Consider the following 12,628-nt stretch of genomic DNA (forward strand, 5'->3'; position numbering starts at 1 on the left):
CCATAAACCGACGCCCAGGCGTCGGTTTTTTTATCGCTATACTTAACGGCGACAGAAAGAGAAGCGGGAGGGGCTGTCATGACCACCTATACGTTTGATTTTGACGAAATCGCCGAACAACAGGATTTCTACCGGGAGTTTTCCCGAACCTTCGAGCTGGCTCAGGATAAGGTCAACAACCTGGATTCGCTATGGGACGCAGTGACCGGTGGCCTGCTACCGCTGCCGCTGGATATTGAGTTCATCCATTTAAATGACAAGCAGCGCCGGCGCTTTGGCGCATTGATTTTATTGTTTGATGAAGCAGAGGAAGAGCTGGAGGGGGAGTTGCGTTTTAATGCCCGACAAGCATAAAAAAGCCCCCGGCAGGCGGGGGCAAGTCGTCGAAATAAGACGACGAGGGTTTATTTGTACAGCTCAGCGGTGGCGTGCCAGCTATCGCCGGTACGTGCTTCAATAATACGGTAGCTGCTGGCGCCTTCTTTCTCGGCTTTAGCCGCCAGTTCCTGACGCATGTCCATTGGCGCACTACCTACCTGGGATACGGAGATGGTGCCCATGGATTGCAGATTTTGGGCTTGCTCTGCGTTCACTTGCTGGACAGCCGCGCTGGCACCGAAAGAGAGAAGGGAAGCCAGGCCAAGGGATGCGATGATCATTGCGCGTTTCATAATCTTTACTCCAGTCTTTGTTTTGCCGCGGCGGGGCGATGTATGTCGCCGGGCCGCGGTAGAGAATTTTTGTCAGGTTAATCGTTGACGTCTAAAACTTATTTATACAGCTCAGCAGTGGCATGCCAGTGGTCGCCAGTGCGGGCTTCAATAATGCGGTAAGAAGAAGCCCCTTCTTCCTGCGCTTTTTTGTTCAGCATTTCATGCATATCCATCGGGGAAGATGCTACCGCGCCGACGGAAACCGTGCCGATGGCCTCGCGGCCCTGGGCCTGCTCGCTGTTGATAATATCAGCGGCGAAAGCGCCAAACGACACGACGGACAGGATGCTGATAGCAGCTACAGTGGTTTTGATTTTCATGATGTTCACCTCGTCGAATCTTTTTGTTGGGGGTCTTTGTTTCGTGACCCTCATCACAAAACCAAGTATACACTAATCACCAAAAATATTAATACCATGCTAATTGTTTTGTGCGTTAATAGTTACAATAGATTGCGCTTTTTATAACGGATAAGAATTAAAAATGACACGTTAGCGACAGCGATAAGATTTATTTCTAATAAATTCATAAAGGTATACGAATTTGATCTTTTGTGCGTTTTACGATTTTTGCGTTAGTAAAAGAACGTATAGACGGCGTAAATGACACTAAGTGTTAAATAGTTGTTGTGCCAGAAGGGGGAGAAGCAAAAGAAAGGGGAGTCGCCCTCTGACGGTAGCCAGAGGGGAATTACTCAGAGTTCCTGCTCAAACAGAACCAGAATGGCGTCGTGCAGATCTTTCACCGTAAAACCGCGCGCAGGCGTGGTAAAGATGGTGTCATCCCCGGCGATACTGCCAAGAATGCCTTCCGCTTTGCCCAGCGAGTCGAGAAGACGGGCGATCAGCTGCGCGGCGCCGGGGCTGGTATGAATCACCACTACGGCATCGTTATAGTCGATATCCAGCACCAAATTCTTCAGCGGGCTGGAGGTGGTCGGTACCCCAAGCTCGGCAGGCAAGCAATAGACCATTTCCATTTTGGCGTTACGGGTACGCACCGCGCCAAATTTGGTGAGCATGCGGGAAACCTTCGATTGGTTGATATTCTCGAAGCCCTCTTCCTGCAGCGCCTGGACGATCTCTCCCTGCGAGCTGAATTTCTCTTCTTTAAGCAGCGCTTTAAACGCTTTAACCAGTTCTTCTTGTTTTGCCGAACTTCGCATAAGTCACCCAGATTATGGTGGTAAAATCAACATCATTATGCATAACCATGAATTTTTATGCAAATAATCCGCGAAAGGATAGGTCAATAATGTTATGAAGGGGGCATATTTTAGCAAAAAAACCGTATAAGGAACATGTTCTCATCACAACGCTTAAAGCCATGTAAAAGTAAATGAAATGTTATTGAGTTGGTGTTGTTTTGCGCAACTGGCTGGGTGTATTGTAACCAATAGTCGATCCGGTACTTCGCTTTGCTGGATGGTCAGTCAGGAAGCATAAAGTGCGCCGCTGTTCTATTGCTACGCACAATAATGCATTCTTCAGCCATAATCATTGTAATTGTTCATCTTGTGAATTAAGGTCCAGGCGACGGAATAACGAAAGACTAAATTAACCATAATAAGGAGTTTAGGATGAAAGTTGCAGTCCTTGGCGCTGCCGGTGGTATCGGCCAGGCGCTTGCCCTACTACTTAAGACCCAACTGCCTTCAGGTTCAGAGCTCTCGTTGTACGACATCGCTCCGGTTACGCCGGGCGTGGCGGTAGATCTAAGTCATATCCCCACAGATGTAAAAATTAAAGGATTTTCCGGTGAAGACGCTACTCCGGCGCTGGAAGGCGCGGATGTAGTGCTGATCTCCGCGGGCGTGGCGCGTAAGCCCGGCATGGATCGTTCCGACCTGTTTAATGTGAATGCGGGTATCGTGAAGAACCTCGTGCAGCAGATTGCCAAAACCTGCCCGCAGGCCTGCATCGGCATTATCACCAACCCGGTGAATACCACCGTGGCTATCGCCGCCGAAGTACTGAAAAAAGCCGGCGTGTACGATAAAAACAAACTGTTCGGCGTTACCACGCTGGACATCATCCGTTCCAATACCTTTGTGGCGGAGCTGAAAGGTAAATCGGCAACCGAGGTGGAAGTCCCGGTCATTGGTGGTCACTCCGGGGTCACCATTCTGCCTTTACTGTCGCAGATCCCCGGCGTCAGCTTTAGCGATCAGGAAATTGCCGACCTGACTAAACGTATTCAGAACGCCGGTACCGAAGTCGTGGAAGCGAAAGCGGGCGGCGGGTCGGCGACCTTGTCGATGGGCCAGGCGGCTGCCCGTTTTGGTCTCTCTCTGGTTCGCGCCATGCAGGGGGAAAAAGGCGTGGTGGAGTGCGCCTACGTGGAAGGCGACGGCCACTATGCGCGTTTCTTCTCCCAGCCGCTGCTGCTGGGGAAAAACGGCGTGGAAGAGCGACAGTCTATCGGCAAACTCAGCGCCTTTGAACAGCAGGCGCTGGAGGGCATGCTGGACACCCTGAAGAAAGATATCGCGCTCGGCGAAGACTTCGTCAACAAGTAATCTCGCCCTAACAGAAGAGCCGGAACCGCTGTTCCGGCTTTTTATTGTCCAGCATTCATGGAAACCGGGTTTCTGGTCAGATTCCCGGCCGGTCCGGTATTTAGCGATTAACGTGGCTCCCCAAACGGGGAGCCGTTTAGTTGGTGGCCGGGTATTCCTGGACGGCGATATGGAGCGTGATTTTCTTATCATCACGCATGATGACCACCGGAATTTCCGATCCCGGGCGGATCTCGGCCACCTGATCCATCGTCTCCAGTGCCGAGACGGCGGGTTTGTCATTCACGGAGATGATTACGTCGTTGGCGCGGATCCCGGCTTGCGCCGCTGGACCGTCCGGGGCCACATCGTTAACGACGATCCCCTGAATCTGATCGATCCCTCCGCCCTGCGCGTGCAGCGGGGCGATCTCCCGGCCGCTAATGCCGATATAGCCGCGGATCACCCGGCCATCGCGGATCAGTTTATCCATAATTTTGGTCGCTAACTGGAACGGGATCGCAAAGCCAATGCCTTCCGGCGTTTCGCCGTCATTGCTCTTGTCAAAGGAGAGGGTGTTAATCCCCATCAGCTCGCCGAGGGAGTTCACCAGCGCCCCGCCGGAGTTACCGTGGTTGATCGAGGCATCAGTCTGCAGGAAGTTCTGGCGGCCGGTCGGATTGAGGCCAATGCGCCCTGTGGCGCTGATAATCCCCTGGGTGATGGTCTGCCCCAGGTTATAAGGGTTGCCAATCGCCAGCACCACGTCGCCGATGTGCGGCGTGCGTTTCGGATTGATCGGGATCACCGGCAGCCCGCCGGTAGCATTGATCTTGAGCACGGCGAGATCGGTGAGGGAATCGGATCCTACCAGCAGCGCTTCGAAGACGCGGCCGTCCTGCAGGGCGACGATAATCTGATCGGCATCGTTGATAACATGCTTGTTGGTCAGGATATAGCCGCGCTGATCCATAATCACCCCTGAGCCAAGCGTCAGCTGATTATGGCTGGTGCTGTTCAGGGCGCGGTTATAGACGTTCACCACGGCGGGCGCCGCGCGGCGCACCGCGGCGTTATAGCTCGCCGGGGAGTCGTCTGCCGTATCGTTCTGGGTAGTCGGCGCCAACTGCCACTGGCGCAGCGAGGGCATCAGGGCCAGCAGCAGACCCCCGACAAGCAAACCGATGAGTACTGAACGTAATAACTTTCCAGGCATGATGCAGATATCGTTAATGAATGGTCAGGCGCAGCATAGCATGAGTTGTCCGGACATCGCACATGGCGGCGATGCCCGGAGAGACAATCAGCGCAGCAGCAGATAGATGCTTTCGTTGCCGCGGATCACGTTCAGGGCGATGACCGGCGGTTTGCCTTCGAGCGCTTTGCGCAGTTCGGCAATCGAGTGAATACGCTGCCGGTTAAGGCCAATGATAATGTCATCCTTATGCAGACCGACCTGGGCGGCGGCGCTGCCTTTATCCACATTATCGATCACCACTCCTTTGGTGCCATCTTTCATCTGGCCGTCGCTGAACGAGGCCCCCTGCAGCGCCGGGATAATCAGTTCCGCGCTGGCGGTTGAGGAGGTGCTCTTATCCAGGGTCACTTCGACATCGACCGGCTTTCCGTCGCGCAGCAGGCCCAGTTTGACCTTGGTACCCGGCTCGGTGGTGGCGATCCGCGAACGCAGTTCGGCGAAACTGTTCAGCGGTTTGCCGTTCAGACTCACGATGACGTCCCCGGATTTAATCCCCGCTTTGGCGGAGCCGGAGTTTGGCAGGACTTCACTGACGAAGGCGCCGCGCTGAACGTTGAGATTCATCGCTTTGGCGATGTCGGCGCTCATTTCCATGCCTTTAATGCCCAACAGGCCGCGCTTGATTTCGCCAAACTGAATAAGCTGGTCGGCGAGGGTTTTCGCCATATTGCTTGGAATGGCAAAGCCGATGCCGATGCTGCCGCCGCCCGGCGCGAGGATCGCGGTGTTGATCCCGATAAGCTCGCCGTTGAGGTTCAGCAGCGCGCCGCCGGAATTGCCGCGGTTAATCGAGGCGTCGGTCTGAATGAAATTCTCCAGCCCTTCAAGGTTCAAGCCGCTGCGGCCAAGGGCAGAGATAATGCCGGATGTGGCGGTCTGGCCAAGGCCGAACGGGTTGCCGACGGCGACGGCGAAGTCGCCGACGCGAAGTTTATCAGAGTCAGCAATGGCGATTTGCGTCAGGTGGTCTGGCTTAATCAGCTGCAGCAGAGCGATATCGCTCTGTTCATCGCTCCCGACCAGTTTGGCATCGAACTCACGGCCATCGTTCAGCTGGACGCTGATCTTCTGCGCCTGATTGATGACGTGGTTATTGGTCAGCACATAGCCTTTCGCCGCGTCGATGATAACGCCGGAGCCGAGCCCTTCAAACGGCTGCGCCTGCTCCTGCGGGGCGTTATCGCCAAAATATTTTTTCAGCTCTTCCGGCATATTGAGCGTCGGCGAGGCAGTGCCTTCCACCTGTACGCTAACCACCGCCGGCAGAACCTTTTCCAGCATCGGCGCCAGGCTTGGTAACGCGCCCTGGCCGGGCACCTGAGTCGGTAAGGATGCCGCTGCCGGAGGCAGGACCGACAACGATAACCCAATGCTTAACGCTAACGCACTCAACAGCAAAGTCTGTTTCTTCATTAGATGCTGGCTCTCGTAACCTGAGGTGTATGGAAAAATGTCCTGAATAACCTGATGTTATTGAATTTTTGCACAGGTAACAACGTGGGGACTGGTTTAAATTGTAGCCGGGAAGTGGGGGAAGGAGCGGGCGCGACGGGCGCGCCCGGAGAATATTTTAATCGCAGCGAGGCTTAATCGCGTTTTGCGCCTCCGCGCAGTAAACCGGATGCGCCCTCGGAGTAGTCGCGCGGCATCTGGACCGGCGCCTGATCGTTGCTGGCTTCAGACTCTTCCAGACGGTTGCGGAACGGGTTGGCGTCTGCCATCGAGTCCGGCAGCAGGTTGTTAGAGCTTTTCGCCATATGCTGATATAGCTGACGATAGTCGTGCGCCATGTTATCCAGCAGTTCGGCGCTACGCGCAAAGTGGCTCACCAGCTCTTCACGGTACTCTTCAAGCTCGGCTTTATTCTTTTCCAGTTCGTACTGCAGCGCCTGCTGTTGGCGCAGTTTGCGGTTGCCGAAACGCATGGCGACGGCGCCAATGATGATACCGACGACTAACCCAATTAGCGCGTATTCCCAGGTCATGAACATCTCCCGTTGTATTGTGGTTCCGTAGGGTGGCTCTTAGGCTCTCCGCCTGCGCCCGATAGTGCCACTATAACCGCTAATTCCACAGAAGTGGAATCCTGGCGTATCATCGCGTAGTGTAGAACGGCCTTTTTTTCGTCAATCGTGAGCTTCGGCATTACGGTTTTCAAGGAATAACAATTAGATCATGCAAAGCCTGTCTCCAACATCGCGTTACCTTTTAGCCCTGAAAGAGGGCAGCCATCAACCCGACGACGTCCAGCAAGAAGCGGTGAGCCGCCTTGATACCATTTACCAGGAACTGCAGACGCAGCCCGCGCCGGTCGCGTCAGGCGGCGGTTTGCGCGCGAAATTCGGCAAACTGCTGGGTAAGCGCGAGCCGGCTGCCGGGACGGCACCTGTCCGCGGCCTGTATATGTGGGGCGGCGTGGGGCGAGGCAAAACCTGGCTGATGGACCTGTTTTACCAGAGCCTGCCAGGCGAGCGTAAACAGCGCCTGCATTTCCATCGTTTCATGCTGCGCGTACACGAAGAGCTGACCACCCTGCAGGGACATAGCGACCCGCTGGAGATCGTCGCCGACCGCTTTAAAGCGGAAACCGACGTGCTCTGTTTCGACGAGTTTTTTGTCTCCGATATTACCGACGCCATGCTGTTGGGCGGGCTGATGAAAGCCCTGTTCGCCCGCGGCATCACCCTGGTGGCGACCTCCAATATTCCGCCGGATGAACTCTATCGCAATGGCCTGCAGCGGGCCCGTTTTCTGCCGGCGATCGACGCCATCAAGCAGCATTGCGATATTATGAACGTCGATGCCGGCATCGATTATCGACTGCGTACCCTGACGCAGGCGCACCTGTGGCTGTCGCCGCTGAATAACGACACCCGCGAACAGATGGATAAATTGTGGCTCGCGCTGGCGGGCGCGCCGCGCGCTGCCGGGCCGACGCTGGAGATTAACCATCGCGAGCTGCCTACCCTCGGCGTAGAAAACCAGACGCTGGCGGCGTCATTCGCCACGCTATGCGTGGATGCGCGCAGCCAGCATGACTATATCGCGCTCTCCCGACTGTTCCATACGGTGATGCTGTTCGACGTGCCGGTGATGACCGCGCAGCTGGAGAGCGAGGCCCGCCGCTTTATCGCTCTGGTGGATGAGTTCTACGAGCGCCATGTAAAGCTGGTGGTCAGCGCGGCAGTACCGCTGTACGACATTTACCAGGGCGAGCGGCTGAAGTTTGAGTTCCAGCGCTGTCTCTCGCGTCTGCAGGAGATGCAGAGCGAAGAGTACCTCAAACGTCCGCATATGCCCTGACAGGGGACTTTTTCAGGCGGATTCAGGGCCGCAAGGCCGCCCCGGGCGCGGCCTGAAAAATCTCATAAAGGGGTCGATCTTTGACCCCGACTTCTCTATAATCTTGCGACCCCACGTTACGAGAAGGTTTTTTTCCCGAAACTTTCTATGCGCCGGCATAGGCTATTCGAAGGGGTAGGTTTGCTGGACAATGTCGTGTGAACCTCAACTGACTAAACGTTTGGGTGTTCACCAACGTGTAACTTATTATTTGGGTAAGCTTTTAATGAAAACTTTTACAGCTAAACCAGAAACCGTAAAACGCGACTGGTATGTTGTTGACGCGACCGGTAAAACTCTGGGCCGTCTGGCTACTGAACTGGCTCGTCGCCTGCGCGGTAAGCACAAAGCGGAATACACTCCGCACGTTGATACCGGTGATTACATCATCGTTCTGAACGCAGAAAAAGTTGCTGTTACCGGCAACAAGCGCGAAGACAAAATGTACTACCACCACACCGGCCACATCGGTGGTATCAAAGAAGCGACCTTTGAAGAGATGATTGCCCGCCGTCCTGAGCGTGTGATTGAAATCGCGGTTAAAGGCATGCTGCCAAAAGGCCCGCTGGGTCGTGCTATGTACCGTAAACTGAAAGTTTACGCGGGTAACGAGCACAACCACGCGGCACAGCAACCGCAAGTTCTTGACATCTAATCGGGATTATAGGCAATGGCTGAAAATCAATACTACGGCACTGGTCGCCGCAAAAGTTCCGCAGCTCGCGTTTTCATCAAACCGGGCAACGGTAAAATCGTTATCAACCAGCGTTCTCTGGAACAGTACTTCGGTCGTGAAACTGCCCGCATGGTAGTTCGTCAGCCGCTGGAACTGGTCGACATGGTTGAGAAACTGGATCTGTACATCACTGTTAAAGGTGGTGGTATCTCTGGTCAGGCTGGTGCGATCCGTCACGGTATCACCCGCGCTCTGATGGAGTACGACGAGTCCCTGCGTTCCGAACTGCGTAAAGCTGGCTTCGTTACTCGTGACGCTCGTCAGGTTGAACGTAAGAAAGTCGGTCTGCGTAAAGCACGTCGTCGTCCGCAGTTCTCCAAACGTTAATTGTTTTCTGCTCACGCAGAACAATTTGCGAAAAAACCCGCTTCGGCGGGTTTTTTTATGGATAAAACGGCTGTTATCCACAAGCATAGCGCCGGTTCTCGCCACTTTTTCAGCATTTCCAGAATCCCCTCACCACAACGTCTTCAAAATCTGGTAAACTATCATCCAATTTTCTGCCCAAATGCTGGTGATTGTTCATTTTTTGTTTTATTCGTGAACGAAGGTGACATCGCGCTAATGGGGTTTTTACATCTGGCTGGTCATGAGTGGCCGGCAGCAGTACAAAATTCTGAATATACCTGGAGGTTTTCATGGCTGTCGCTGCCAACAAACGTTCGGTAATGACGCTGTTTTCTGGTCCTACTGACATCTATAGCCATCAGGTCCGCATTGTGCTGGCCGAGAAGGGTGTCAGTTTTGAGATAGAGCACGTGGAGAAGGATAACCCGCCTCAGGATCTGATTGACCTCAACCCGAATCAAAGCGTACCGACGCTGGTGGATCGTGAGCTCACTCTGTGGGAATCCCGCATCATTATGGAGTATCTGGATGAGCGTTTCCCGCACCCGCCGTTAATGCCGGTTTATCCGGTGGCGCGTGGTGAAAGCCGCCTGTATATGCAACGTATCGAGAAGGACTGGTATTCGCTGATGAACACCATCCAGAGCGGTACCGCAGCGCAAGCTGATGCTGCGCGTAAGCAGCTGCGTGAAGAACTGCTGGCCATCGCGCCGGTCTTCACCCAGAAACCTTACTTCCTGAGCGATGAGTTCAGCCTGGTGGACTGCTACCTGGCGCCGCTGCTGTGGCGTCTGCCGGTTCTTGGTGTGGAGCTGGTTGGCGCTGGCGCGAAAGAGCTCAAAGGCTATATGACTCGCGTATTTGAGCGTGATTCCTTCCTCGCTTCTTTAACTGAAGCCGAGCGTGAAATGCGCCTCGGTCGGGGCTAAATAATGGATGTATCACAGCTGACGCCGCGTCGCCCGTATCTGTTACGGGCGTTTTATGACTGGCTGCTGGATAACCAGCTGACGCCGCACCTGGTGGTGGATGTGACGCTGCCGGGCGTGCTCGTGCCGATGGAGTACGCGCGCGATGGGCAAATCGTTCTCAATATTGCCCCGCGTGCGGTAGGCAATCTCGAGCTGGCGAACGACGAAGTGCGCTTCAACGCGCGCTTTGGCGGGGTACCACGCAACGTGTCTGTCCCGCTGGCTGCGGTACTCGCCATCTACGCCCGTGAGAACGGCGCTGGTACGATGTTCGAACCGGAAGCGGCCTATGACGAAGACGTCAGCAGCCTCAACGATGATGACGTCGCGCCGGAGAGTGAAAGCGAAACGGTGATGTCGGTGATCGATGGCGATAAGCCGGATAATCACGACGACGATCCTGACGACACGCCGCCGCCGCGCGGTGGTCGCCCGGCGCTGCGCGTGGTGAAGTAAATCCCTTCTCTGACAGGCCCTGCGGGGCCTGTTTTTTTGTCTGTCCGCTTTGTTAACTCTGCCACAAACGAGGCGTCCCATGGCTGGTATCGTCATCGCCACAGGTAGTTTTTAGGGAGCAGACATGTCTTTACTCGCACAACTGGACCAGCGTATCCGTCATCATGGCGGATTAATTGTCTCCTGCCAGCCGGTGCCGGGCAGTCCGCTGGATAATCCCGCTATCGTCGCGGCAATGGCGCTGGCGGCTGAGCAGGCGGGAGCGGTAGCGCTGCGCATCGAAGGCCTGGCCAACCTGCAGGCCGTTCGTCCGTTAGTGACGGTGCCCGTTATTGGGTTGATCAAACGCGATTTGCCCGATAGCCCGGTGCGTATTACGCCATGGCTGGAAGATATCGACGCGCTGGCGCAGGGCGGAGCGGATATTATTGCTATTGACGGCACCCAGCGTCAGCGTCCGGCGTCAGTGTCGGCGCTATTAGCAGAAATTCATCAGCTGGGGAAAGTGGCGATGGCCGATTGCTCATCTCTCGACGATGCACTCGAGTGCTGGCAGTTGGGGGCTGAGATTGTCGGCACGACTCTCTCCGGCTATACCGCAGAGGAGACGCCGGATGAGCCGGATCTGGCGCTGGTGCAATGCCTGAGCGCGGCGGGCTGCAGAGTGATTGCCGAAGGGCGCTATAACACGCCTGCCCAGGCGGCGGAGGCGATGCGCTGCGGCGCGTGGGCGGTGACCGTCGGCTCGGCGATTACCCGCCTGGAGCATATCTGCGGCTGGTATAATACGGCGCTGAAAGCGGCGGTTTACCCGGCGAATGAGCAATAAAAAAGCCCGATGACGTTAACCATCGGGCTTTTATGCGTGAGGCTCCGGACCTAATCAGACTTCAAGGTAGTTGAGGATCCCGTCCGCCGCTTTACGACCTTCGGCAATCGCGGTGACCACCAGATCGGAACCGCGAACGATATCGCCACCGGCGAAGATTTTCGGGTTGCTGGTCTGGAAGGCGTTTTCGCTGCCTTCCGGGGCGATAATACGGCCCTGGGAGTCCAGTTCGACGCTGTGCTTCGCCAGCCACTCCATGCTGTGCGGACGGAAGCCAAACGCCATGACTACGGCGTCAGCCGGCACCACGTGCTCAGAGCCGGGGACGATCTCCGCGCGGCGGCGGCCCTTCGCATCCGGCTGGCCCATTTCGGTGCGCGCCATCTTCACGCCGCAAACCTTACCGTTGGCATTCACTTCCACGCCCAGCGGCTGGACGTTAAACTGGAACTCAACGCCTTCTTCGCGCGCGTTTTTCACTTCGCGTTTTGAGCCGGGCATGTTCTCTTCGTCACGGCGATAGGCGCAGATCACGTGCGCCGCATTCTGACGGACGGAGGTGCGTACGCAGTCCATCGCGGTATCGCCACCGCCGAGCACCACCACGCGTTTGCCTTCCATGCTGACATAGGGCTCATCGGCGGTTTCACCAAAGCCCATGATCTGCTTAGTGTTAGCGATCAGGAACGGCAGCGCGTCGTAAACACCCGGGGCGTCTTCGTTGTCCAGTCCACCGCGCATCGACTGATAGGTCCCGACGCCGAGGAACACCGCATCGTACTCCTTCAGCAGGTCGTCGAGCTGCACGTCGCGGCCCACTTCGGTATTGAGTTTGAACTCAATGCCCATGCCGGTGAAGATCTCCCGGCGGCGGGTCATCACCTCTTTTTCCAGCTTGAACGCCGGGATACCGAAGGTCAGCAGGCCGCCGATTTCCGGATGGCGGTCAAATACCACCGCCTTGACGCCGTTACGGGTCAGCACGTCGGCGCAGGCGAGGCCCGCCGGGCCAGCGCCGATGATCGCGACGGTTTTACCGGTCGGCTTCACGTCGGAGAGATCCGGACGCCAGCCCATCTCGAATGCCTTATCGTTGATATAGCGTTCGATGTTGCCGATGGTCACCGCGCCGAACTCATCGTTCAGCGTACAGGAGCCTTCACACAGGCGGTCCTGCGGGCAGACGCGCCCGCAGACTTCCGGCAGAGTGTTGGTTTGATGCGACAGCTCGGCCGCTTCAAAAATACGCCCCTCGTTGGCCAGCTTCAGCCAGTTCGGGATGTAGTTATGCACAGGGCACTTCCATTCGCAGTACGGGTTGCCACAGGAGAGGCAGCGATCCGCCTGCGCCTTGGCCTGGCCTTCTGAAAACGGCTCGTAAATTTCCACAAACTCAATTTTACGGATCTTCAGCGGTTTCTTTGGCGGATCAACGCGCTGCAGGTCGATAAATTGATAAACGTTCTGACTCATCTTAA

The 12,628-nt window shown here is 55.7% G+C and carries 16 protein-coding genes; 9 read left to right on the forward strand and 7 right to left on the reverse strand.

The genetic code is table 11. The features are described from left to right. Positions 1 to 78 precede the first annotated feature (78 nt). Positions 79 to 354 carry a barstar family protein gene (locus AB1E37_RS02370; protein WP_002918629.1) on the forward strand — a complete coding sequence of 92 codons (276 nt, stop codon included), beginning with the start codon at positions 79 to 81 and terminating at the stop codon, positions 352 to 354. Positions 355 to 404: 50 nt separating this feature from the next. On the opposite strand, the gene yhcN-B is transcribed toward AB1E37_RS02370, so the two are convergent. The 3 genes from yhcN-B to argR all read right to left on the reverse strand — a co-directional run bounded on the left by yhcN-B (position 405) and on the right by argR (position 1,878). Then, positions 405 to 671 (reverse strand): DUF1471 family stress response protein YhcN-B, encoded by a 267-nt coding sequence (gene yhcN-B, locus AB1E37_RS02375; RefSeq protein ID WP_002918627.1) that lies wholly within the window; start codon positions 669 to 671, stop codon positions 405 to 407. Between the two features lie 98 nt (positions 672 to 769). Further along, entirely contained in the window at positions 770 to 1,033 is a 264-nt protein-coding gene (gene yhcN / locus AB1E37_RS02380; protein ID WP_002918626.1) for a peroxide/acid stress response protein YhcN, read from the reverse strand. A 374-nt stretch (positions 1,034 to 1,407) separates the two neighbouring features. After that, positions 1,408 to 1,878, reverse strand: coding sequence for a transcriptional regulator ArgR (gene argR, locus AB1E37_RS02385; RefSeq protein WP_002918625.1), 471 nt, complete (start codon positions 1,876 to 1,878; stop codon positions 1,408 to 1,410). A 414-nt stretch (positions 1,879 to 2,292) separates the two neighbouring features. Between argR and mdh the strand changes: the two genes are divergently transcribed. Continuing rightward, positions 2,293 to 3,231 (forward strand): malate dehydrogenase, encoded by a 939-nt coding sequence (mdh, locus tag AB1E37_RS02390; protein WP_002918570.1) that lies wholly within the window; start codon positions 2,293 to 2,295, stop codon positions 3,229 to 3,231. A gap of 136 nt (positions 3,232 to 3,367) precedes the next feature. Here mdh and degS read toward each other — a convergent pair whose 3' ends face one another. The 3 genes from degS to zapG form a co-directional block, all read right to left on the reverse strand. Further along, positions 3,368 to 4,426 (reverse strand): outer membrane-stress sensor serine endopeptidase DegS, encoded by a 1,059-nt coding sequence (gene degS / locus AB1E37_RS02395; RefSeq protein WP_002918568.1) that lies wholly within the window; start codon positions 4,424 to 4,426, stop codon positions 3,368 to 3,370. Between the two features lie 87 nt (positions 4,427 to 4,513). Beyond that, positions 4,514 to 5,881 carry a serine endoprotease DegQ gene (gene degQ, locus AB1E37_RS02400; protein WP_004174125.1) on the reverse strand — a complete coding sequence of 456 codons (1,368 nt, stop codon included), beginning with the start codon at positions 5,879 to 5,881 and terminating at the stop codon, positions 4,514 to 4,516. Positions 5,882 to 6,054: 173 nt separating this feature from the next. Further along, entirely contained in the window at positions 6,055 to 6,453 is a 399-nt protein-coding gene (gene zapG / locus AB1E37_RS02405; RefSeq protein ID WP_002918565.1) for a Z-ring associated protein ZapG, read from the reverse strand. Positions 6,454 to 6,643: 190 nt separating this feature from the next. Here zapG and zapE point away from each other — a divergent pair, with 190 nt between their 5' ends. From zapE to AB1E37_RS02440, 7 genes are all read left to right on the forward strand, one after another. After that, positions 6,644 to 7,771, forward strand: a complete 1,128-nt coding sequence (gene zapE, locus AB1E37_RS02410; protein WP_004144945.1) for a cell division protein ZapE — start codon at positions 6,644 to 6,646, stop codon at positions 7,769 to 7,771. Between the two features lie 265 nt (positions 7,772 to 8,036). Next, positions 8,037 to 8,465 (forward strand): 50S ribosomal protein L13, encoded by a 429-nt coding sequence (gene rplM, locus AB1E37_RS02415; protein ID WP_002918559.1) that lies wholly within the window; start codon positions 8,037 to 8,039, stop codon positions 8,463 to 8,465. A gap of 15 nt (positions 8,466 to 8,480) precedes the next feature. Beyond that, the gene (gene rpsI, locus AB1E37_RS02420; RefSeq protein ID WP_000829818.1) at positions 8,481 to 8,873 is read left to right on the forward strand and encodes a 30S ribosomal protein S9; all 393 of its coding nucleotides are present in this window, start codon (positions 8,481 to 8,483) and stop codon (positions 8,871 to 8,873) included. A 57-nt stretch (positions 8,874 to 8,930) separates the two neighbouring features. Then, on the forward strand, positions 8,931 to 9,215 hold the full coding sequence (locus tag AB1E37_RS02425) for a hypothetical protein (protein WP_135801240.1): 285 nt from the start codon (positions 8,931 to 8,933) through the stop codon (positions 9,213 to 9,215). Beyond that, entirely contained in the window at positions 9,185 to 9,823 is a 639-nt protein-coding gene (gene sspA / locus AB1E37_RS02430; RefSeq protein WP_002918467.1) for a stringent starvation protein SspA, read from the forward strand. Before AB1E37_RS02425 ends, sspA begins: the two co-directional genes overlap by 31 nt. 3 nt (positions 9,824 to 9,826) lie before the next feature. Beyond that, positions 9,827 to 10,321, forward strand: coding sequence for a ClpXP protease specificity-enhancing factor (gene sspB / locus AB1E37_RS02435; protein ID WP_002918465.1), 495 nt, complete (start codon positions 9,827 to 9,829; stop codon positions 10,319 to 10,321). 124 nt (positions 10,322 to 10,445) lie between these two features. Next, positions 10,446 to 11,150, forward strand: coding sequence for an N-acetylmannosamine-6-phosphate 2-epimerase (locus AB1E37_RS02440; RefSeq protein WP_021314739.1), 705 nt, complete (start codon positions 10,446 to 10,448; stop codon positions 11,148 to 11,150). A 54-nt stretch (positions 11,151 to 11,204) separates the two neighbouring features. On the opposite strand, the gene AB1E37_RS02445 is transcribed toward AB1E37_RS02440, so the two are convergent. Further along, positions 11,205 to 12,623 (reverse strand): glutamate synthase small subunit, encoded by a 1,419-nt coding sequence (locus tag AB1E37_RS02445; protein WP_002918461.1) that lies wholly within the window; start codon positions 12,621 to 12,623, stop codon positions 11,205 to 11,207. Positions 12,624 to 12,628 lie beyond the last annotated feature (5 nt).

Source organism: Klebsiella sp. Shm-1 (genome assembly GCF_040804525.1).
In the GTDB taxonomy this organism is placed as follows: Bacteria; Pseudomonadota; Gammaproteobacteria; order Enterobacterales; family Enterobacteriaceae; genus Klebsiella; species Klebsiella pneumoniae.